This is a genomic window from Pseudomonas sp. G3-19 (genome assembly GCF_054855875.1).
This window is the reverse complement of the sequence record NZ_JBMPIQ010000003.1, coordinates 4,803,145-4,824,000: the sequence shown is the minus strand read 5'-3', so window position 1 is coordinate 4,824,000 and position 20,856 is coordinate 4,803,145. Positions and strand designations below refer to the sequence as shown.

Genomic DNA, 20,856 nt, shown 5'->3' with positions numbered 1-20,856 from the left:
CAGTTCAGGCGAAAAGCCAATTTAGCCCATGCCGGGCGCGTCTACAGTCAGTGAAGATCTCGTCCAGACATGGCTAATGAAACGAACGTCCCACACGCAAAACCGACCACGCTCGAGGGCTGGGTCAAACTGCTCGATGGCGTGCGCCTGCCCGTGCCGCAAGAGGCGCACGACAAGGTTTGCCGGGCGATCCGCGACAACCGCAGCTCGTTGCGCGATATCGCCGACCTGATGCAGGACAGTCCGGCGCTGGCCTTGAGCATCATCCGTGAGGCAAATCGTCACACCCACGGCACCATGGCCGCTCCGGCGGAAAATCTCGAGGTGGCGATCAACCGTCTGGGCCTGGCGCGTACCGAAGAATTGCTCGCACGTCTGCCCGTCGAACCGCAGATGCAGATCCCCAAGGCCTTGCGCCAACTGCAGATGATCAGCCAGCACGCGACACAACAGGCCAACGGTTTTTTTGCCAGTCGCCTGGCGCGCCTGTGGCAGGACATTCACTGGGGCAGCCTGTTGTTTCTGTCGCCGTTATGGCCGCTGGCGCTGACGTTTCCCGAATTGCTCGAAGAGTGGGAGCTGCGGGTTATCCACAAGGGCGAATCGGCGCGCACGGTCGAGAAGCAATTGTTTGGCGTGCGCCTGCTGAAGATCGCCGAGGCGCTGGTGCAAGTCTGGCACCTGCCGATCTGGGTGCAGCAGGGTTATAAACTGCTGCTCAGCGAACAGCGCGAACTGGTGAAAGTTCTGCGCATCGCCCGCGACAGCGAACATCCGTTGCGCCAGCAGAATCGCCTCGACGACGATCCGACCCTGCGCCGCTGGCTCAACCAGCCGGCCAACACCGTGTTGCTGGCCAACGGCCTGGCGCTGTCGGCACAACAGGCCTGGGACAGTCCGCACAGCGAGCGCTGGCAGTACCTGACCAGCCTTTATCTGCAAATCTCGATGGACGAAGTGCAGCAGCAGTTGCACCAGCAAGCCGCCAACAGTGCGCGCCAGCATGCCATGCCCGATCTGTGGCACCCGGCCGTTTCATTATTATGGCCATGGGGCACCCATCGCTTGCCGGCCGGGATGCTGCCGGCGGCGGCGCCGAATGCCGAGGATCTGACTCAATGGCGCCGGCAATGCGCCGAACTGCTGGCCGAGCCAAGTCGCTTCACCAATGCCATGAGCCTGACCGTCGCCGCCCGTGATGCGCTGGTCGCCAGCGGCATGCGCCGGGTGATGATTCTGATGGCCGACCGCACGCAATCGAATCTGCGGGTGAACCAGACCTTCGGTTTGCCGAAGGAAGCCGCCGCGCTGAATTTTGTCGTCAGTCAGAGCAAAGTCTTGCAGCGCCTGCTCGCACAACAGGCACAGGTGCGGATCAACCCCGAGAACAACGCACAATTTTCCGCATTGTTGCCGCCGGGCCTGCGTGCGCTGTTCCGTGGCGAGCATCTGTTCCTGCGTTCGCTGGTCAATAACGGCCGGGTGATCATGATCGTCGTCGCCGACCAGGGCGGTGGGCCGTTCGCCGACATCAGCGTGCAGGCTTTCGGCAAAACCGCGCAGTGCATCGAAAAGGCCCTGCACAGCTTTAGCAGCCGTGGCCGATGAGGCTGCGCTACAATCCCCCCCTTTGTGCTCTGGAGACCTCACATGTCTGACTTCTCTGGCTTGCCGCTCGTCATCGAACCGAGCGACCTGCTCCCTCGTCTGGATGCCAGCGAACTGATTCTGGTGGACCTGACCAGTGCCGCCCGCTATACCGAGGGCCATCTGCCCGGCGCACGTTTTGTCGACCCCAAGCGCACCCAGCTCGGCCAGCCGCCGGCGCCGGGGCTGCTGCCGGCCAAAGCGGATCTGGAAGCGTTGTTCGGTGAGTTGGGCCATCGTCCAGACGCGGTCTACGTGGTCTATGACGACGAGGGCGGTGGCTGGGCCGGGCGTTTCATCTGGCTGCTCGACGTGATCGGTCACGACAAATACCACTACGTCGACGGCGGTCTGCCGGCGTGGCTGGAAGCCGGCATGCCGATGTCGATCCAGGTGCCGCCTGCGGTGGGCGGCCCGGTGGCGCTGACCCTGCACGACGAGCCGACGGCAACCCGCGAATACCTGCAAAGCCGTCTCGGCGCCGCCGATCTGGCGATCTGGGACGCACGCGGGCCGCTAGAATATTCCGGTGAGAAAGTGCTGGCCGCCAAGGGTGGACACATCCCCGGCGCGGTGAACTTCGAATGGACCGCCGGCATGGACAAGGCGCGTCAATTGCGGATTCGCACGGACATGCCGCAGATCCTCGAAGACCTCGGGATCACCAAGGACAAAGAAATCATTACCCACTGCCAGACCCATCACCGGTCGGGCTTCACTTATCTGGTGGCCAAGTCCCTCGGTTATCCGCGGGTCAAGGGCTACGCCGGTTCCTGGGGCGAATGGGGCAACCACCCTGACACGCCTGTCGAGATTCAAGGTTCTAAGGACAACTAATGAAAGAGCGTCTGTTTATCCTCAGCCAGTACCTGCTGCCTCATCACCTGCTGTCGCGCCTGGCCGGCTGCGTTGCCGAGTGCCGCGTGCGCTGGTTCAAGAATGCCTTCACCCAGTGGTTCGCCAAGCGTTATCAGGTGGACATGTCGCAAGCGCTGGTCGAAGACCTGACCGCCTACGAGCACTTCAACGCCTTCTTCACCCGAGCCCTGAAAGACGGCGCGCGGCCACTGGACCAGACTCCGGGCGCGATCCTCAGCCCGGCCGACGGTGCGGTCAGCCAGCTCGGCCCGATCGAACACGGTCGGGTGTTCCAGGCCAAGGGCCACAGCTTCAGCGTGCTGGAACTGCTGGGGGGTGACACGGCGAATGCCGCGCCGTTCATGGGCGGCGACTTCGCCACCATTTACCTGTCGCCGAAGGATTATCACCGCGTGCACATGCCGCTGGCCGGCACCCTGCGCGAGATGGTCTACATCCCGGGCCGGATCTTCTCGGTCAACCAGACCACTGCGGAAAACGTTCCGGAGCTGTTCGCCCGCAACGAGCGTGTAGCATGCATTTTCGACACCGAACGCGGGCCGATGGCCGTGGTGCTGGTCGGCGCGATGATCGTCGCCTCGATCGAAACCGTGTGGGCCGGTCTGGTCACCCCACCGAAGCGCGAACTGAAAACCTTCCGCTACGACGAAGCCGCCCGTGCGCCGATTCATCTGGAAAAAGGTGCGGAACTGGGGCGCTTCAAACTGGGTTCGACGGCGATCGTGCTGTTTGGCCCGGATCAAGTGAAATGGGCTGAAGAACTGGTGGCGGGTTCGCCAGTGCAAATGGGCCAGGCCCTGGCCCTGCCGACGGCCTGAGCCGGCTGATCCGCCCTTTCACACGTCTGTGAAGGGGCGGACACGACCTGGGAGGCGCCGTTACTCTATCTGCCCACGGAAGCCGATCGGCCCTTCGTTGGCGTAGGTATTGGTGCCACTGAGGTTTTTCCCTCCATCGCTGGAAGTGACGCTCAACGCGACAACGTTCTGATTGTCCCGGCCACCGATCACCCACTTGCCGCCCGGATGCCATGGGGCATCATTGCCACCCCACTGGTTCTCGACGTTGTATTGATTTTGACCGGTGCGCTGCGCCTTGAAGCCAATCGGGCCTTCGCCGGCGTAAGTCATGGTGCCGGTGAAGCTTTTGCCGCCATCGCCCGACTTGATCTCGATGGCGACGACTTGCTGGTTGTCCCGCCCGCCCAGCACCCAGGTTCCACCCGGATGCCACGGTGCCGAACTACCGCCCCATTGATTTGCCACTGCATATTTAGACATGAACCTCATCTCCTTGAAGTTTCGGGAGACCTGCCCGAGGTTGACGGCAGGCCGTGCAACCGTGCGTTTCCGATCGCACGTCTGAGAGACTAGTAGGGCTTGTTGAATGGCATCCGGCCAGCAGACCAGCGGTCAAAAAGCCTGATGCCATCCGGCGAAACAGACCACAGCTGCTAGAGTTCTTGGTGTTGCCAATTTCGCCGCTGGAGCCAGTCACGGCATGAGTGAGTCACGCCTCCAACCCTCCCTGCGCGCCTCGATCCCGACGCAAACGCGCCTGTCGTTCTGCGAAGCCACCCCGCGCGATCTCAAGCGCTGGATCGCCGGCCTGCCCAAGGCCAACATCGGCGAAACCGCCCGCCAGTTGTATCAAGGCCTGGGCGAACTCAACCAATTGCTCACCCCTAGTGACAATCGCCTGCAACTCCTCGAACTGCTGCGCCCTGAGGTTTACTTCGTCTGCCAGCATCTGGAGCGGCATTTCCTGCATCAGGCGATCATGCTCGATGACCGTTCGCGCAAGATCAGCAACCTGTGTCAGGCGCTGCAAAGTCATCTGGCTATCGGCTACAAGCAGATCGTTCTGCGCATTGTCCCCAAGTATCACAAGGATCGTGCGGCGCTGGTCAGTCAGGCCCTGCAACGGGCCGCGCATGCGCTCAAGGGGCAACTGCTGCGGGCGACGCAGCTGTACAGCCCGCCGCCGGAACATCTGTGGTTCGAGCTGCATCAGTTGTATCGCTGCGCTTGCGCCTTGCAGTTGCAACAGCGTCGGGTGCATGACGATCTGGCGAGCCTGAGCAGCGAACTGAGCCTGGAACAGACCTACATCGCCGCCCTGCTGCTGGGCAGCGCCCGTTGCAATCAACTGCGGCAGAACCAGATCGCCCGGCTGGCCGAAGTGCTGGAGCCGTGGAGTGCCCTGCTCAAGCTGCATCCCGGCAGCCCGCAGGATGGACTGTTCGCCATCAGCGCTGAACTGGACGCTGGCCCGCGCTACCGCAGCATGTTTCGCAAAGAACAACAGGGCGCATTGCTGGGCTTCGATCCGCAACCGCTGGTGAACATGATCGAAGCGCATTTACTGCAGCAGGAGACGTCGACGCCGCTACCGGTCCCGGCAGGACTGAGCCTCGATACCCTGCAACATTTGCACGCCAGTTGGGGACAGGCCGCCGAGCGCAGTTTTCAGCGCACCGCCGGTCAAGGCAGCCTGACCGTGTGCGTCGGCATGAGCGCCCTGCACTTTTACCTGGGCGGCGAACGCAGCTTCAGCGAACTGCTGAAACATCCCGGTGCTCGCGCGGCCAATTTCAGTCGCGTCGTGGTCCAGGGCGAAAAGGACAGCTGGAGCCAGGCCTTCGACGCCGCACCGCTGGGCGCGACTGAAGAGTTGCTGCCGTACGAAGAAATCCAGTACGACCATCTGGGCGAAGACGAGAGCAACACCGACAGCCCTCCACACTATCCGACCTACAGTTTGCCGGTGATCAACCACAGTCCCGGCGGCTATTGTCTGGCGTGGCCGAGTGAAGTACCCGCCGAATTGCAGGCCGGGGAAATGCTCGGAATTCAGGACAGTGCGAATCAGGGCTGGAGCATTGCGGTGGTGCGCTGGATTCGTCAGGTGCGCGGCAGCGGGCCGCAAATGGGCATAGAACTGGTGGCGCCACACGCCGAACCCTGCGGTTTGCAACTGGTGCGCTCGCGAGATGATCACAGTCAGTATTTGCGCGGTCTGCTGCTACCGGAGATCAGCGCCATCGACTTGCCCGCGACCTTGCTCGCCCCGCGCCTGCCGTTTCAGGAAGGCAATAAAGTGCTGATCAACACCCACGGCGAAGAACACCGCGCCGGGCTGGATCGACGGGTGGCGAGTACGCACAGTTTCAATCAGTTTGCCTATCGCTCGCTGGAGGCCGCGCAGAATGGCGGGGGCGAGGAGGATTTCGATTCGTTGTGGAAATCGCTTTAGATCGGGTTGAGCCCTTCGCGAGCAAGCCCGCTCCCACAGGAGACCGAGTTCAATGTGGGAGCGGGCTTGCTCGCGAAAGGGCCCGCTCAGACTACAGAGATATCAGAGCTGCCCGTCGCGATCGCGAAAGCCCAGCAGATACAGCACGCCATCCAGCCCAAGGGTAGAAATCGCCTGCTTCGCCGACTGTTTGACCAGCGGCTTGGCGCGGAACGCCACACCCAGCCCGGCAATCGCCAGCATTGGCAGGTCATTCGCGCCGTCGCCCACAGCGATGGTCTGCTCCAGACGCAAGCCTTCCTTGTGCGCCAGTTCCTTCAGCAGATCCGCTTTACGCTGCGCATCGACGATCGGCTCGATGGCCACGCCGGTGCACTTGCCGTCGACCACTTCCAGTTCGTTGGCGAACACGTAGTCGATGCCGAGTTTGGCCTGCAACTGCTTGGCGAAGTAAGTGAAGCCGCCGGACAGGATCGCGGTCTTGTAGCCCAGGCGCTTGAGTTCGGCGAACAGGGTTTCGGCGCCTTCGGTCAGGCGCAGCGAAGCGCCGATCGAGTCCAGCACGCTGACATCCAGACCTTTGAGCAACGCCAGGCGCTCTTTGAAACTGGCGCGGAAGTCCAGTTCGCCGGCCATCGCGCGCTCGGTGATGGCCGAGACTTGCTCGCCGACACCGGCGGCCTTGGCCAGTTCGTCGATGACTTCGGCTTCGATCAGCGTCGAGTCCATGTCGAACACCGCCAGACGCCGGTTGCGACGGAACAGCGAATCTTCCTGGAAGGCGATGTCGACGTTCAGCTCCTGCGCGACGCTGAGGAATTCGGCACGCAGCGCCTGCGGATCAGCCGCTTCACCACGCACCGAGAACTCGATGCAGCCCTTGCCCTTGTCCGCCGGAGTGTCCAGCGGCATGCGACCCGACAAACGGTCGATATGGTCGATGTTCAGGCCATATTTGGCGGTGATCGCGCTGACTGCCTGCAATTGGCCGGCGGTCACTTTGCGGGTCAACAGGGTGACGATGTGGCGTTTCTTGCCCTGATTGCCCACCCATTGCTGGTAATCCTCTTCGGGCACCGGGGTGAAGCGCACTTGCTGGTCGAGCTCGTAGCCCTTGAACAGGATGTCCTTGAGCACGGCCTTGCCTTGCTCGGAGTCGGGAATTTCAACCAGGATGCCGAACGACAGGGTGTCGTGGATCACCGCCTGACCAATGTCGAGAATGTTCACACCACCTTGTGCCAGAACGCCGGTAATGGCCGCAGTCAGACCCGGACGGTCGACTCCCGTGATGTTAATCAGGACGATTTCGCGCAACGCGCACCCCCGCAACTGGAAAAAAACCGCATTCTACCCACTTTCAGTGACCATCGGGCACCGCGAGCGCTTTGCCGGTCTAGGGCCTGTCGCTATACTGCGCGTCAACTTCACGGACAAAAGAGCCGAGCTCAGTGAACCGGCCCACGCCAGTTAAAACCGATAACTTCTTCCTGCTGATCTTCCGTGCACTGCGTCATCGCCGTGTGCCGATTGCATTGCGCATTGCCAGCCATAACGTGATCCTGGTCGCTCTGGCCCTGGTGATCTATGCCGGGGTGATGGGCCTGCAGTTCAAGCAGGCCATGCACGAGCAGGCCGATGCGCTGGGTGAAAGCCTGACCACGCAGACCGCCACTTCCGCCACTGAACTGTTGGTGTCCAACGACATCCTCAGCCTCAACGTGCTGCTCAACAACCTGACCAAGAACAAGCTGGTGGCACACGCCGCTATCTATAGCGTGGACAACCGCATCCTCGCCGAATCCGGTCAGCGCCCCAAGCACAGCCTGCTGGGCGAAGCCGAGGGCATGTACGAGAGCAAGATCACCTTCCAGGACGTGACTGCCGGGCAACTGCGCATCAGCCTGGACATGGATCAGTTCCAGCAGCCGATGACCATCAGCCTGCAGAGCATGGGCATTCTCAGTGCGATCCTCCTGGCCTTGTCGCTGGCCCTGAGCCTGCGCATGGGGCGCTATCTATCGACGCCATTGCTGCAATTGCGCGTCTGGCTGCGGCGCATCGACGAACACACACCGGGCATAGATCGTCAGGACGAAATCGGCGATCTGGCGCGTCAGCTGCACGCCAACTACGCTCCCGAGCCTGCGCCTGAACCTGAGCCAGAGCCGGAACCCGAGTTCGAGGAAGAGGATGAGCCAGAGTTCGAAGTGCGCAACCTGCGTGACCCGAGCTTTGACGAAACCCGCCCGATGGCCGCGCAAAAACCGGCGCCGCGCCACGTGGTCAGCACCGTTGAAGACGATGATGACGACGAAGATCCGTTTGCCGATCTGCGCGACGAGTCGCTGACCGAAGCTGTTCCGGCGCCGCGTAAAGCGACACCAAGCGTGCCGCAGCACAGCGCGGTGCTGGCGATCCAGCTGGGTTCGCAAGAGCAACTGCGGCGCCTGCCGCGTGCCCGCCTGGAAGAGTTGCTGGAGCGCTATCGCGATTGTCTCGATCAGGCCGCTTCGCTGTATCAGGGCGAAATCGAAACCCTGAACGATGGCAGCACACTGATGCTGTTCCACACCGAAGACAGCGGTGACGACTACCTGACCAACGCCATCTGCTGCGGCGAGTTGCTGCGGGCGCTGGGCCATCAGTTGCAGATCGAAGTCGCCGACAGCGGCATCACCCTGCAATTGCAACTGGGCCTGACCCTGGGCGACGAGTTGTTCGGCCTGAGCCAGATCGACCTGCTGCTGACCGATTCGGCTCAGGATGCCCTGGCCCTGTCGCAACACAGTCGCAACCTGCTGCTGGTCGAGCGCAAGATCGGTGACGATGCACTGATTCGTCAGCGTGCGCGGATCCGCCCGATCGCCAGCCCTGAGGGGGCCTGCTGTGTCGAGCGGTTGATGGAGCCTTATCCCTCGATGCTCGAGCGACAACTGGCGCGGATGCATGAGCGCCGGGCGTAAGCCTTAGCCAGATGCACAGAAGCCCGCAGACAAGTGATTGTCTGCGGGCTTTTTTGTGGGCGATTGAAAAGCCCCTCACCCTAGCCCTCTCCCGGAGGGAGAGGGGACTCATTGGGGGATATTCCAGAGTTACACCGACCTGCCCCTGCTCTACCGAATCCACAATCGCCAACATCTTCCAGGTGGACGTATGACGCATAACACCTCGGTCAGTCCCCCTCTCCCTCCGGGAGAGGGCTAGGGTGAGGGAGATACAACAAAGCCCGCAAAAGGCGGGCTCTGGTTTGACTCTGATTCAGACTTCAGAAGCGGAACACTTCCATATCCGTGCGAATCGGCGAAGCCATCGGAATCTTCGGCTGCTTCTCTGCATCCGCCGCCGGCGCTGCCGGTTTAGGCGCTGCCTTACGCGGTGCTTCGGCCACCGGAGGCTGGTTGGCCAATGGCTTGAGCGCCACCGACAACTGCTCGGCCAGACGCTGTAGCAGAATCCCCTGCGCCTGCACCTGCGAAGCCGTGGTACCGGCATGCAGCTCCTGCAGATGAACGATGCGGTTATCGCGCACCTGACCACGACGGTCGATCAGACGCCATTGTGCATCGAGGATCGCCGGTTGCTTCTCACCGGAGTCCAGACGCGTGATGGTCAGCAATACCTGCACATCCGGGGCAAATCCCAGAGTGGCGGGTGCCAATACCACACGCTGGCTGTCCAGATGACCGGCCACCTGACGCATCAGCAATTGATCGATATCCGACGAAAGGCTGCCCGCCCAGCGACCGTCGGTCGAGGCTTGCAGGCTGCCGTCCGGTTGACGTTGCAGCAAAGTTTCACGTTGCAGGTAATCAGCAATGACTACCGGACCCAACAAAACCGCCATGCCTGTGCTTTGCGCAGGCTGAGCCGGACTTCCGCTGTCCAGCTGATACAGCGACACCGGTTGGTGAACGCTGCAACCCGCCAGGCCCAAAACGCCGGCGAGCAGGAAAATAAGGGGGCGCAGAGCAGTCATCATCCCGTCCAGGTGGCCGCCACAAGGCTGACCACAGTGAAAATACTCAATAAATATGAAGAACGCTCGGCCACGCCGGCGCTTGGAAAGGCCATATCATCCGTGAATATGCGTTCCGACTCCAGCGCCAAAGCGTCGATCTACGCGTTAAATCGTAGATCGACGCCTCTAGATGGGCGTTTTCGCCTAATTGAGGTTTTCGACGAGCAGTGCATCGACCCGCTGGAAGCCACGTGGAAGCTTGTTGCCACGCCGTCCACGCTCACCTTTGTAGTGTTCGAGGTCTTCAGCTTTCAGTTTATACGGACGTTTGCCTGCTTGCAGGATCAAGGTTGCCCCCGCGGGAATCACAGCAATGTCCGTGACAAACTCTTCACGGCTGGCGACACGGTCACCCGGCACACCGATGATTTTGTTGCCCTTGCCCTTCGCCAGCTGCGGCAAATCGCTGATATTGAAGACCAGCATCCGCCCCTCGCTTGTCACGGCGGCAAGCAAGTCATTCTCGCGATCAGTCACCGGACGCGGCGCGATCACCTTGGCGTTGTTCGGCAAGCTCAACAGGGCTTTACCGGCCTTGTTCTTGGCTTGCAGGTCTTCGCCCTTGACCACGAAACCGTAACCGGCGTCGGAGGCGATCACGTACAGCGCATCGTCTTCCGGCATCAGCACGCACTCGAAGGTCGCACCCGGTGGCGGGGTCAGACGGCCGGTCAACGGTTCGCCCTGGCCACGCGCCGACGGCAAGGTGTGGGCGGCGACCGAATAGCTGCGGCCAGTGGAGTCAATCACCACGGCAGACTGGTTGGAACGCCCCGCCGCCGAGGTCTTGAAGCCGTCACCCGCCTTATACGACAGGCCGGTGGCATCGATGTCATGGCCTTTGGCCGAACGGATCCAGCCTTTTTCCGACAGCACGACGGTAACTTTCTCGTTCGGCAGCAGATCGTGTTCGGTCAGCGCTTTCGCTTCAGCACGTTCGACGATCGGCGAACGACGGTCATCGCCATAGGTTTCAGCGTCTTTGAGCAGCTCGGTGCGCACCAGCTTCTTCAGCTTGGCTTCGCTGCCCAGCAGGGCTTGCAGCTTGGCCTGTTCCTTGAGCAGTTCGTCTTGCTCGTCGCGCAGCTTCATCTCTTCCAGACGCGCCAACTGCCGCAGGCGGGTGTCGAGGATGTAGTCGGCCTGGATCTCGCTGAGGGCAAATCGCTCGATCAGCTTGGCTTTCGGGTGCTCCTCGGTGCGGATGATGTGGATCACTTCATCCAGGTTGAGGTAGGCGATCAGCAAACCGTCCAACAGGTGCAGGCGACGCTCGACCTTGTCGAGGCGGAATTGCAGGCGGCGACGCACGGTCAGCACGCGGAATTCCAGCCATTCGACCAGCAACGCCCGCAGGTTTTTCAGCTGCGGCTTGCCGTCCAGACCGATGATGTTGACGTTGACCCGGTAGGTCGACTCCAGCTCGGTGCTGGCGAACAGGTGCTGCATCAGCGCTTCATGATCGACGCGACTGTTGACCGGAATGATCACGATGCGGCACGGGTTTTCGTGGTCGGATTCATCACGCAGGTCAGCGATCTGCGGTGCTTTCGACGGCTTGGCCTGCATCAGCGCGGCGATCTGCTCCAGCACTTTGGCCCCGGAGACCTGGTGCGGCAGCGCGGTGACGATGATGTCGCCGTCCTCGACGTGGTACACGGCGCGCATGCGTACCGAGCCCTTGCCGGTTTCGTACATTTTCAGCAGGTCGGCACGCGGCGTGATGATTTCCGCTTCGGTCGGATAGTCCGGGCCTTGAATGTGTTCGCAGAGCTGTTCGACCGTGGCTTTCGGCTCATCGATCAGGCGCACGCAGGCAGTGGCGACTTCGCGCAGGTTGTGCGGCGGCACGTCGGTGGCCATACCGACAGCGATGCCGGTGGTGCCGTTGAGCAGGATGTTCGGCAAACGTGCCGGCAACACCAGCGGTTCCTGCAGGGTGCCGTCGAAATTCGGGCCCCAGTCAGCGGTGCCCTGGCCCAGTTCGCTGAGCAGCACTTCGGAATAGCGCGACAGGCGTGCTTCGGTGTAACGCATGGCGGCGAAGGACTTCGGATCGTCCGGCGCACCCCAGTTGCCCTGGCCGTCGACCAGCGTGTAGCGATAGCTGAACGGCTGGGCCATCAGCACCATCGCTTCATAACACGCCGAATCGCCGTGCGGGTGGAACTTGCCGAGCACGTCACCGACGGTACGCGCCGATTTCTTGTGCTTGGAATCGGCGTCCAGCCCCAGCTCGCTCATCGCATAAATGATGCGCCGCTGTACCGGTTTCAGGCCGTCGCCGATATGCGGCAGAGCACGGTCCATGATCACGTACATGGAGTAGTTGAGGTAGGCATTTTCGGTGAAGTCAGCCAGCGATCGGCGTTCTACGCCGTCTAAGCTGTCTGCAAGGATGTCGCTCATGCGGGCCTCATCGGTTCGTTGTCTGGCGCAGCAGCATGGTGCCGCCGCGCTGGGTAAATTCAAGTTTGTTCAGGGCGCTCATGCCGAGCAGCACCTGATCGCCATGCAGCCCCGGCGCCACCAGCGCGCGGACATCCCGCAGCACAATGTCGCCCAGTTGCAGACGGTCGATCTTTGTCCGGTAACCTTGGCTCAGGCCGTTGGCCGTGCTCAGGGTCACGCCGAAACCTTCTTCCAGCTTTAACCGTTTGGCCAGATCCGCCGGGATCGCCACATCGGTCGCGCCGGTGTCGAGCATGAACTCCACCGGCTCACCGTTGATCTGACCGCTGGCGACAAAATGCCCTTGGGCGTTGCCGGCCAGCTTCACCTCGATCACGCCGCCATGCTGCTCGGACGTGACCACCACGTTCGGATTCTGCTGACGTTCTTCCCACTGGCCGAAAAACCGCGTGGCCAGAAACAGCCCCGCGCACCAGGCCAGAATCATCAACACCCGGCCGGCGCGTTTGCCCGGCGGTTGCTGACTCACGGCTTGGCGCTCCAGCCACCTTCAGGCGCGGCGAAGCGCCAGACGATCGGGCGAACCTCACCGTCGGCGCGGGGGCCGAAATTATTGTCGACGCCGACCCACGCACCCTCAGCGTCAACGATCAATGCCTCTTCCAACCCGAAGTTTTGCGAGTAACGGCGGTTGGCCTGCAACAGTTCAGCGGCGTACGACCAGCAGCGCTCGACCTTGGCAGTCTGCGCATCGCGCCGACAAATCTGGAAGGCGTTGCGTTCAAGGGTAAACAATTTGCCGTTGAACAACGAAAGGTCGGAAAAGTCGCGGTCGACCGCTTTGGCGTGCGGGAACTGCGGCGGCTGCATCTCCTTGCCGCCCTCGCTGAGCAGCACGCAACGACCGTCGCAATCCCACACCGTCTGCTGACGCTTGATCAGCAGCAAGCCGCGGTTTTGCCGTTCGCCGGCCAGCCACATCTGATCGCCCGCCGGGTTGATCGCCAGACCTTCGAAGATCGCATTGAAATGCAGGAGCATGCCACTGGCCCGCGCTTCGCGAACCATCATCGGCGAAATCTTCAGCCAGTTGACCGGGCCGCTGACGGGCACCTGCAAGACCGCCGCGTGGCCCTCGCTGACAATGTAGCGATTGCCGGCGCTGTCGCAGCTGATGCCTTCGAAATCGAGGTCGCCACCGCGCACGAACGACGCGGCCCAATTGCGCGAGCGCAATCCCCACGGCAAACCGGTCTCCGGCACCAGCGGCACGTCGATGTGCAAGGCTTCGGCCTGCCAGACCTGATCGGCGGTATTGAGCCGATAGATCTGATCGTCATCGCGGTCCGACACCGTCCACAACTCGCTGCCACACATGGCCAGTCCCGACAGGTTGCCACCACGCATGCCTTCGACCGGATGTTCCGAGAGCACGCGCAACTCCTGCAGCGGCTCCGCCGACACGCCCATCGCACTCAGCAGCAATGCACCCGCCAAGGCCCAGCCAAACCGCATCAGGCCAGCACCTCGGCAAGGTTGCCCTTGGATTCGAGCCAGGTCTTGCGGTCACCGGCGCGTTTCTTCGCCAGCAACATGTCCATCATTTCCGAGGTTTCGGCAAAATCATCGCCCAGCGTCAACTGCACCAGGCGCCGGGTGTTCGGGTCCATGGTGGTTTCACGCAGTTGCGGCGGGTTCATTTCACCCAGACCTTTGAATCGGGTGACCTGCGGTTTGCCGCGTTTCTTCTCGGCCACCAGACGATCGAGAATCCCGTCGCGCTCGGCTTCGTCGAGGGCGTAGTAGATCTCTTTGCCGAGATCGATGCGGTACAGCGGCGGCATCGCCACGTAGACGTGACCGGCGTCCACCAGCGGGCGGAAATGCTGGACGAACAACGCGCACAGCAGCGTCGCGATGTGCAGACCGTCGGAGTCGGCGTCGGCGAGGATGCAGATTTTGCCGTAGCGCAGCTGACTCATGTCTGCCGCACCCGGATCGACCCCGATGGCCACGGCGATGTTGTGCACTTCCTGGCTGGCCAGCACTTCGCTGCCATCGACTTCCCAGGTGTTGAGGATCTTGCCGCGCAACGGCAGGATCGCCTGGAATTCCTTGTCCCGCGCTTGCTTGGCGGAACCGCCGGCGGAATCACCTTCGACCAGGAACAGCTCGGAACGCATCGGATCCTGACCCGCGCAGTCAGCCAGTTTGCCCGGCAACGCCGGCCCCTGGGTGACGCGTTTGCGCTCGACTTTCTTGCTTGCTTTCAGGCGGCGACCGGCGTTGTTGATCGCCAGTTCGGCCAGCGCCAGACCGGTTTCCGGGTTGGCGTTGAGCCACAGGCTGAATGCATCTTTCACGACGCCGGAAACGAATGCCGCCGCTTCACGGGACGACAAGCGCTCTTTGGTCTGGCCAGAGAATTGCGGCTCCTGCATCTTCATCGACAGCACGAAAGCGATGCGCTCCCAGACGTCTTCCGGCGCCAGCTTCACCCCGCGCGGCAGCAGGCTGCGGAATTCGCAGAACTCGCGCATCGCATCCAGCAGGCCCTGACGCAAACCGTTGACATGGGTCCCGCCCTGCGCCGTCGGGATCAGGTTGACGTAGCTTTCCTGCACCGCGTCGCCACCTTCCGGCAGCCACAGCAGCGCCCAGTCCACCGCTTCTTTATTACCGGCGAGGCTGCCGCAGAATGGCTCGTCCGGCAGGCGTTCGAATTCGCTGACCGCGTCCACCAGATAGGAGCGCAGGCCGTCTTCGTAATGCCATTCGACTTTCTCGCCGGTGCCCTTGTCTTCGAAGCTGACCAGCAGCCCCGGGCACAGCACAGCCTTGGCCTTGAGCACGTGCTTGAGACGGCTGATGGAGAATTTCGGTGAATCGAAGTATTTCGGATCCGGCGCGAAGTACACGCTGGTCCCGGTGTTGCGCTTGCCGACGGTGCCGACGATTTCCAGTTCGGTGGCCTTGAAGCCATCGGCGAAGGTCATCTGGTATTCGTTGCCGTCACGCTTCACGCGCACCCGGACTTCGGTCGACAAAGCGTTGACCACGGAAATACCCACCCCGTGCAGACCGCCGGAGAACTGGTAGTTCTTGTTGGAAAACTTGCCGCCCGCATGCAGCTTGGTGAGGATCAGCTCGACCCCCGACACACCCTCTTCCGGGTGAATGTCGACCGGCATGCCGCGACCGTCGTCGCTGACCTCCAGCGAGTGATCGGCGTGCAGAATGACCTGCACCGATTTGGCATGGCCGGCCAGGGCTTCGTCGACACTGTTGTCGATGACTTCCTGGGCGAGGTGGTTCGGCCGACTGGTGTCGGTGTACATGCCGGGGCGTTTGCGCACCGGGTCGAGGCCCGAGAGGACTTCGATGGCGTCGGCGTTATAAGAGCTAGCGCTGGGAGTGGCCATAGGGTCTCGTCGTCAGTGATTCAATGAAAAAGGGGCAAGACTTCACAGTGCGGTGAAATCGATTGCCTGATACAAATCGGCGCCAATGCCGGCAAAACTCAACAACGCCGGTAATTGTTCGGCAAAACCCTGGTAACCATGGTCGCCGCCGGCCTGAATGCGCAAGGCGCAGGCCCGGTAATACTGCTGGGCGAGGCGATAATCCAGTGTTTCATCGCCGGTCTGCAACCACACCTGATAACGCTGTGCATCCACAGGTGCCGGCACTTCCAGCTCGGCCAGGGCCGTCACATGGTCGTGGGTCAATTCCCAGGTCTCATCGGTATACAGGTTTTTCTGTGTGCCCAGGTAGCCGTCGAACATACGGTGCGGGCTGACCGCCGGGTTGACCAGCAGGGCTTTCAAGCCGTGGCGCTCAGCCAGGTGAGTCGCATAGTAGCCGCCGAGTGAGCTTCCCACCAGCAACGGCCGGCCCAGCTCGGCAATCGCCTGCTGCAACTGACCGATGGCTTCACGCGGGTGGTGATGCAGCGCCGGGACACGCAATTGGTCGCTCAAACCCAGCCGTTCCATCACCTCGACCAGCTGACAGGCCTTTTTCGAGGCCGGCGCGCTGTTGAAACCGTGGATATAGAGGATCGAACCGGACATTTGAGCTCCCTGGGTGTCGGCGAAAGATAGCGGAGTTTACAGGGAGAAAGCCCCTCACCCTAGCCCTCTCCCGGAGGGAGAGGGGACTGAATGGGGGATATTCAAGAGCTACACCGACTTGAGCGAGTTTCAGCGAATCCATAATCGACACATTCTTTCAGGTCGATGGATAACGCCAGACACCTCGGTCAGCTCCCTCTCCCTCCGGGAGAGGGCTGGGGTGAGGGGCTCTTGATCGAAATCAGTAGCCTTCGGAGCCGTAATCGACGGTGAATTGGAAGTCGGTAACGCGCTCGACACCGGTTTCCAGCCGCCCGTCCGGCAACAGCCGCAACCAGCGATAGCCCGGCGCCTGTTCGCCGACCTTGAAGTCGTGACTGCCGGGCTCGAACTGAATGCAGGTCGATGGCGAGGCCATCAGCCGTACGCCGTTGCGTTCGCGGTCGATCTCCTGATGCACATGCCCCCACAGCACCGCGCGAGCCTGAGGAAAACGATCGAGCACGTCGAAGAATGCTTCGGGATTGCGCAAACCGATCGGCTCCGCCCAGGCACAACCCACCGGCACCGGATGATGGTGGAAACACACCAGATGATGGCGCTCCGGCGCTTCGCTCAGCGAGCGCGCCAGCAGTTGCAACTGAACATCCTGCAGATACCCCGGCACAGAGCCCGGCACCGCCGAGTCGAGCAAGGTCACGCGCCAGTTGCCGACATCGACCACTGACTCCAGCAATGCACTTTGCACTGCGGCCTGAGCCATGATTTGCGGCTCATCGTGATTGCCGGGAATCCAGCGCGCCGGCGCATCGATCTGCGCCGTCATCTCACGAAACTGTTGATACGACTCCAGAGTGCCATCTTGGGAAAGGTCCCCCGTGGCCAGAATCAAGTCGATCCGAGGTTGCTGCCTGAGCACCAGTTCGATGACCTTTTGCAGGCTCTCGCGGGTGTTCATGCCCAGCAGTGTGCCGTCCGCCTCGGCGAACAGATGACTGTCGGATAACTGCACCAGCAACGCCGGATCGGCGGTGGTCAATGTGGATACGCTCGGCAAGGCGTTCTCCCAGGGCAAAAGCACGGAATCGGTTGAGTGCCGCAATTATGCTGGGGGATGACGCAAAGAGGAAACCGGCGAACCGGACGCAGTTCACAACTAGCGTACGACTTCGTACTCGTGCCCCAGGGCCAGACAATGGCTCAGCCATTCCCCGAGGAACAGATTGAGCTGGGCCTTTTCATCCGGCTGATGCATCGCGGCGTTCGGGTAAGGATAGATGCCGCGAAAGCGTCGTGCATGTTCGGCGCTGATCACCTCGGCCATGCGCGCGTCGTGATAGACCTGCACTTCCAGTTGCGGCACCGGCAGCCACGGCAAACTGTGTTCCTGACGCACCTGCAAAGTGGTGGTGTAGGGGCAAGTCTGCAGCACTTCGAGGGCCAGCACGCCGAGCATCTGCTCGCCCTGGGTCACGGCGATCCGCCGCGCCTCGGGGTCGTTGCGCATATCCGGCACCAGTCGCATCAGGCGCGCGTAGTTGGCCTCGCAGGCGGCTTGCAGCCCGGCGAGGTCGACTCGATAGCGATCGCGCAGCTTGTTTACGACCATAACCCCCTCACTTCGGCGCGGTTCAGCGCCAGCCATTGCAAGGCGATGATGCTCGCCGCGTTGGCAATGCGTCCGTCACGGACGGCCTGCAAGGCATCTTCAAAGGCCCAGACCGTGACACGGATGTCTTCTGCTTCTTCCTCCAGCCCATGCAGGCCGCCTACGCCTTCTGTACTGCAACGCCCCAGAAACAAATGCACGTATTCGTTGCTGCCACCCGGCGACGGGAAATATTGGGTCATCGGCCACAGGGCCTTGATGTCCAGCCCAGCTTCCTCCTGCGCCTCGCGGTGAGCAACTTCTTCCGGCACTTCGGCCTTGTCGATCAGACCGGCGACCAGCTCAACCAGCCACGGGTTGTCGGTCTTGCCCATGGCACCGACGCGAAACTGCTCGAGCAGCACCACTTCATCGCGCTTTGGATCGTAAGGCAGCAGGCACACGGCATCGTGACGCACGAAGACTTCGCGGTTGATCTCGCGGCTCATGCCCCCGGCGAACAGTTCATGGCGCAGGTGCAAACGGTCGAGCTTGTAGAAGCCCTCGTAGCAGCGCTCGCGCTTTACGACATCGACGGTGGCCGGAGTGGCGTTGGCAAAATCTGTCATGAGCATCCTCTCTTGCTGCAAATCCAATACGAGGCTGCTTTTGGTTACTGGCGACCTCGACTTCGCGCCATCCTAACGCGCCCGCGATGATTGATGCAGCCCCTTTACCGTCAGCGGGATGGACGGTGGAGGCGAAACCCACTCTAATTAGCTTAGTGGCGAACTGACTGCTTCGGCGAGAGTCGAAGCGGATAACTTTTTGCCTTCCCCTGTTTCAGAAAAGGACGCCCATGTCGCTTTTCAAAATTGCCTCCGTGGCCGCCATCGCCCTGACCCTGGGCGCCTGCGCCAACCTGTTCCAGCCCAACTACCGCACGCCGCTGGAAACCACCCGCGATGCGTCGGAAACCCTGAAACCCGGCTGTTCCAACCCGGACTGCCCGCTGGTGAATATCGATACCGTGCACTTCGCGGCCGAGCCTGCGCTGGACGGCATTATCGAAAAACGCCTGCTGCAAATGACCCGCACCGAGCAAAACGCAGCGGTAGCGCCAACCCTGGCCGCCTATCGTGATCAATTCCTGCGCAACGCCGGCCCGCGCAACAGCAGCTATTTGCAGGCCAAGGTACGCGAGCAGCATGACGGCTTGGTGATCATCGAACTGTCGAGCTACCTCGACACCGGCGGCGCCCATGGCACGCCGGGCCGCGGTTTCATCAACTATTCGCGTCAGCAGCATAAAGTGCTGAACCTGTCGGACATGTTGCTGCCGGGTCAGGAAGAGGCGTTCTGGAAAGCGGCGCAAGTGGCGCACAACAGCTGGCTGATCAGCACCAAGCTCGATCAGGAAGCGGATTTCGTGAAGAGCTGGCCGTTCGTCAAAACCCCGAACGTGGCGCTGACCTACGGTGGCGTGATCCTCAAGTACGACGTGAGCACCATCGCGCCTTACGCGCTGGGCCACGTCGAACTGAAGATCCCTTACCCGCGTCTGAACGGCATTCTCAAACCCGAGCTGTTTCCCGGCCGTAACTGAACGCCCGACCGAGCACCAGTTGCAACAGCCCTGCCAGCACCAGTGCCGGCAGGGTCGCGCCGACATCCGGATACAGATTCGCCAGCAAGTGGTAGGTGCTGATCCCGCCCAGCCACGCCAACAGCGCCGGCCAGCGCAATGCGGCTGACGCCACCTGAGCGCTGCGCTTGCGCAGGATGAAGTGATCCACCAGCACCACGCCGAACAGCGGCGCGAACACCGAACCGATCAACAGCAGGAAGTTCTGGTACTGCGCCAATGGCGCCAGCAGTGCAATCAGGGTGCAGATCACGCCGATGGCCAAGGCCAGATGCTCGACTTTCAAGCGCAACAGAATCCCGCTCGACACCGCGGCCGAATGAATGTCGGCGAAAGCGTTTTCCGACTCATCCAGCAGAATCAGCAACAGCGGAATGCCCAGACCGGCCCCGGCCAGTGCCAGCAGTAACGCATTGACTTCACCGCTCGGCGCAAAGGCCAGGGTATAGGCCACGCCTAGGCTCATCAACCAGAAGTTACCGATAAAGAAACCGATCGCAGTGCCGCCGAACACGTGCTTCGCACGCTTGCCAAAGCGCGAGTAATCGGCGATCAGCGGCAGCCACGACAACGGCATGGCGATGGCAATGTCGAAGCCCACGGCGAACGGCATCGAACCGTCCCCGGTACGCGCCCAGAGTGCCGCCAGATCAGCCTTGGTGAACAGATTCCAGGTCAGCCAGATGCACGCGGCCAGAATCAGCCAGATGCCCCATTTACGCAGGATCTTGCGCACGAACGTCAGTGGCCCGCTGACCGCGAGCAAAGTCGCCAGTGCGCCGAAGCACAAGGTCCAGAGCATCGGGCTGGCCCACAGCGAACCTTCGCTGAACGCACGGCTGCCGAGCAGGCTGGCGGCATCACGCATGACGATGATTTCGAACGAGCCCCAACCGATCAGTTGCAGCAGGTTGAGCAGCGCCGGCAGGCTCGCGCCTTTGCTGCCGAGGCTCAGTTTCAGTGCGGCCATCGACGACAGACCGGTGTCGCTGCCGATCACGCCGACCGCGGCCAGCAGCAGCACGCCAACCAGCGTGCCGAGGAAAATCGCCAGCAGCGAACCGGAGAGGCCCAGACCCGGCGCGAGCAAGGCGCCGGTCTGCAATACCATCAAGCCGATGCCGAGGGAAAACCACAGGGAAAACAGATCGCGACCGCCGAACACACGCTTGTCGGCGGGTACGGCGAGGTCAGGGGAATAAGTGCCGGGTTGAATGCTCAAGGGTGTTATCTCAGAGGGACATTTGTTGTTGTGTGTGATCAAGCTGGCCCACTTGTGGCGAGGGGATTCATCCCCGATGGGCTGCGAAGCAGCCCCGAAAACCTGAGAATGCGG

Annotated in this window: 18 protein-coding genes; 6 read left to right on the top strand and 12 right to left on the bottom strand. The window is 61.7% G+C overall.

Annotated elements, in window-relative coordinates:
* Positions 1-69: 69 nt before the first annotated feature.
* From ACOYXI_RS22025 to asd, 3 genes are read left to right on the top strand one after another with little or no spacing between them, the layout of a single operon-like run.
* Positions 70-1,608 (top strand): HDOD domain-containing protein, encoded by a 1,539-nt coding sequence (locus tag ACOYXI_RS22025; RefSeq protein ID WP_098966923.1) that lies wholly within the window; start codon positions 70-72, stop codon positions 1,606-1,608.
* Positions 1,609-1,650: 42 nt separating this feature from the next.
* Positions 1,651-2,484 (top strand): thiosulfate sulfurtransferase, encoded by an 834-nt coding sequence (gene rhdA / locus ACOYXI_RS22020; RefSeq protein WP_134785298.1) that lies wholly within the window; start codon positions 1,651-1,653, stop codon positions 2,482-2,484.
* Positions 2,484-3,344, top strand: a complete 861-nt coding sequence (gene asd / locus ACOYXI_RS22015) for an archaetidylserine decarboxylase (RefSeq protein ID WP_027611402.1) — start codon at positions 2,484-2,486, stop codon at positions 3,342-3,344. Before rhdA ends, asd begins: the two co-directional genes overlap by 1 nt.
* A 60-nt stretch (positions 3,345-3,404) precedes the next feature.
* Here asd and ACOYXI_RS22010 read toward each other — a convergent pair whose 3' ends face one another.
* Positions 3,405-3,806, bottom strand: a complete 402-nt coding sequence (locus ACOYXI_RS22010; protein WP_027611401.1) for a lectin OAA family protein — start codon at positions 3,804-3,806, stop codon at positions 3,405-3,407.
* Positions 3,807-4,026: 220 nt separating this feature from the next.
* Here ACOYXI_RS22010 and ACOYXI_RS22005 point away from each other — a divergent pair, with 220 nt between their 5' ends.
* Entirely contained in the window at positions 4,027-5,781 is a 1,755-nt protein-coding gene (locus tag ACOYXI_RS22005) for a molecular chaperone (RefSeq protein ID WP_461675298.1), read from the top strand.
* Positions 5,782-5,883: 102 nt separating this feature from the next.
* On the opposite strand, the gene serB is transcribed toward ACOYXI_RS22005, so the two are convergent.
* Complete coding sequence (serB, locus tag ACOYXI_RS22000) at positions 5,884-7,098, bottom strand: phosphoserine phosphatase SerB (protein ID WP_461675297.1); 1,215 nt, start codon at positions 7,096-7,098, stop codon at positions 5,884-5,886.
* A 134-nt stretch (positions 7,099-7,232) separates the two neighbouring features.
* Between serB and ACOYXI_RS21995 the strand changes: the two genes are divergently transcribed.
* Complete coding sequence (locus ACOYXI_RS21995) at positions 7,233-8,747, top strand: AhpA/YtjB family protein (protein ID WP_096794755.1); 1,515 nt, start codon at positions 7,233-7,235, stop codon at positions 8,745-8,747.
* A gap of 302 nt (positions 8,748-9,049) precedes the next feature.
* On the opposite strand, the gene ACOYXI_RS21990 is transcribed toward ACOYXI_RS21995, so the two are convergent.
* The 9 genes from ACOYXI_RS21990 to ACOYXI_RS21950 form a co-directional block, all read right to left on the bottom strand.
* Positions 9,050-9,760 (bottom strand): PqiC family protein, encoded by a 711-nt coding sequence (locus ACOYXI_RS21990; protein WP_095138104.1) that lies wholly within the window; start codon positions 9,758-9,760, stop codon positions 9,050-9,052.
* Between the two features lie 186 nt (positions 9,761-9,946).
* Complete coding sequence (gene parC, locus ACOYXI_RS21985; protein ID WP_135294830.1) at positions 9,947-12,211, bottom strand: DNA topoisomerase IV subunit A; 2,265 nt, start codon at positions 12,209-12,211, stop codon at positions 9,947-9,949.
* A 7-nt stretch (positions 12,212-12,218) separates the two neighbouring features.
* Entirely contained in the window at positions 12,219-12,743 is a 525-nt protein-coding gene (locus ACOYXI_RS21980) for a retropepsin-like aspartic protease family protein (protein WP_027611396.1), read from the bottom strand.
* Positions 12,740-13,729 (bottom strand): esterase-like activity of phytase family protein, encoded by a 990-nt coding sequence (locus ACOYXI_RS21975; protein ID WP_098966918.1) that lies wholly within the window; start codon positions 13,727-13,729, stop codon positions 12,740-12,742. Before ACOYXI_RS21975 ends, ACOYXI_RS21980 begins: the two co-directional genes overlap by 4 nt.
* Positions 13,729-15,636, bottom strand: coding sequence for a DNA topoisomerase IV subunit B (gene parE, locus ACOYXI_RS21970; RefSeq protein ID WP_003221068.1), 1,908 nt, complete (start codon positions 15,634-15,636; stop codon positions 13,729-13,731). Before parE ends, ACOYXI_RS21975 begins: the two co-directional genes overlap by 1 nt.
* Before the next feature lie 42 nt (positions 15,637-15,678).
* Complete coding sequence (locus ACOYXI_RS21965; RefSeq protein ID WP_096794752.1) at positions 15,679-16,287, bottom strand: YqiA/YcfP family alpha/beta fold hydrolase; 609 nt, start codon at positions 16,285-16,287, stop codon at positions 15,679-15,681.
* A gap of 241 nt (positions 16,288-16,528) precedes the next feature.
* Positions 16,529-17,344: a 3',5'-cyclic-AMP phosphodiesterase gene (gene cpdA / locus ACOYXI_RS21960; protein ID WP_461675296.1), complete on the bottom strand. Its 816-nt coding sequence runs from the start codon at positions 17,342-17,344 to the stop codon at positions 16,529-16,531.
* A gap of 99 nt (positions 17,345-17,443) precedes the next feature.
* The gene (locus ACOYXI_RS21955) at positions 17,444-17,896 is read right to left on the bottom strand and encodes a DUF1249 domain-containing protein (RefSeq protein WP_007967395.1); all 453 of its coding nucleotides are present in this window, start codon (positions 17,894-17,896) and stop codon (positions 17,444-17,446) included.
* Complete coding sequence (locus ACOYXI_RS21950; protein ID WP_134785293.1) at positions 17,887-18,504, bottom strand: NUDIX domain-containing protein; 618 nt, start codon at positions 18,502-18,504, stop codon at positions 17,887-17,889. The genes ACOYXI_RS21955 and ACOYXI_RS21950 overlap by 10 nt, the downstream gene beginning before the upstream one ends.
* A 230-nt stretch (positions 18,505-18,734) precedes the next feature.
* Here ACOYXI_RS21950 and ACOYXI_RS21945 point away from each other — a divergent pair, with 230 nt between their 5' ends.
* Entirely contained in the window at positions 18,735-19,481 is a 747-nt protein-coding gene (locus ACOYXI_RS21945) for an RsiV family protein (protein ID WP_027611391.1), read from the top strand.
* On the opposite strand, the gene cytX is transcribed toward ACOYXI_RS21945, so the two are convergent.
* The gene (cytX, locus tag ACOYXI_RS21940) at positions 19,450-20,742 is read right to left on the bottom strand and encodes a putative hydroxymethylpyrimidine transporter CytX (RefSeq protein WP_461675295.1); all 1,293 of its coding nucleotides are present in this window, start codon (positions 20,740-20,742) and stop codon (positions 19,450-19,452) included. The genes ACOYXI_RS21945 and cytX overlap by 32 nt on opposite strands.
* Between the last annotated feature and the right edge of the window lie 114 nt (positions 20,743-20,856).

What these genes read in the sequence shown, in the direction of transcription:
- ACOYXI_RS21975 (WP_098966918.1), bottom strand. Translation starts at nt 13,729, where the DNA reads ATGCGGTTTGGCTGGGCCTTGGCGGGTGCATTGCTGCTGAGTGCGATG.
- parC (WP_135294830.1), bottom strand. Translation starts at nt 12,211, where the DNA reads ATGAGCGACATCCTTGCAGACAGCTTAGACGGCGTAGAACGCCGATCG.
- ACOYXI_RS22005 (WP_461675298.1), top strand. Translation starts at nt 4,027, where the DNA reads ATGAGTGAGTCACGCCTCCAACCCTCCCTGCGCGCCTCGATCCCGACG.
- ACOYXI_RS22010 (WP_027611401.1), bottom strand. Translation starts at nt 3,806, where the DNA reads ATGTCTAAATATGCAGTGGCAAATCAATGGGGCGGTAGTTCGGCACCG.
- ACOYXI_RS21945 (WP_027611391.1), top strand. Translation starts at nt 18,735, where the DNA reads ATGTCGCTTTTCAAAATTGCCTCCGTGGCCGCCATCGCCCTGACCCTG.
- ACOYXI_RS21990 (WP_095138104.1), bottom strand. Translation starts at nt 9,760, where the DNA reads ATGACTGCTCTGCGCCCCCTTATTTTCCTGCTCGCCGGCGTTTTGGGC.
- asd (WP_027611402.1), top strand. Translation starts at nt 2,484, where the DNA reads ATGAAAGAGCGTCTGTTTATCCTCAGCCAGTACCTGCTGCCTCATCAC.
- ACOYXI_RS22025 (WP_098966923.1), top strand. Translation starts at nt 70, where the DNA reads ATGGCTAATGAAACGAACGTCCCACACGCAAAACCGACCACGCTCGAG.
- rhdA (WP_134785298.1), top strand. Translation starts at nt 1,651, where the DNA reads ATGTCTGACTTCTCTGGCTTGCCGCTCGTCATCGAACCGAGCGACCTG.
- ACOYXI_RS21955 (WP_007967395.1), bottom strand. Translation starts at nt 17,896, where the DNA reads ATGGTCGTAAACAAGCTGCGCGATCGCTATCGAGTCGACCTCGCCGGG.
- ACOYXI_RS21950 (WP_134785293.1), bottom strand. Translation starts at nt 18,504, where the DNA reads ATGACAGATTTTGCCAACGCCACTCCGGCCACCGTCGATGTCGTAAAG.
- parE (WP_003221068.1), bottom strand. Translation starts at nt 15,636, where the DNA reads ATGGCCACTCCCAGCGCTAGCTCTTATAACGCCGACGCCATCGAAGTC.
- ACOYXI_RS21965 (WP_096794752.1), bottom strand. Translation starts at nt 16,287, where the DNA reads ATGTCCGGTTCGATCCTCTATATCCACGGTTTCAACAGCGCGCCGGCC.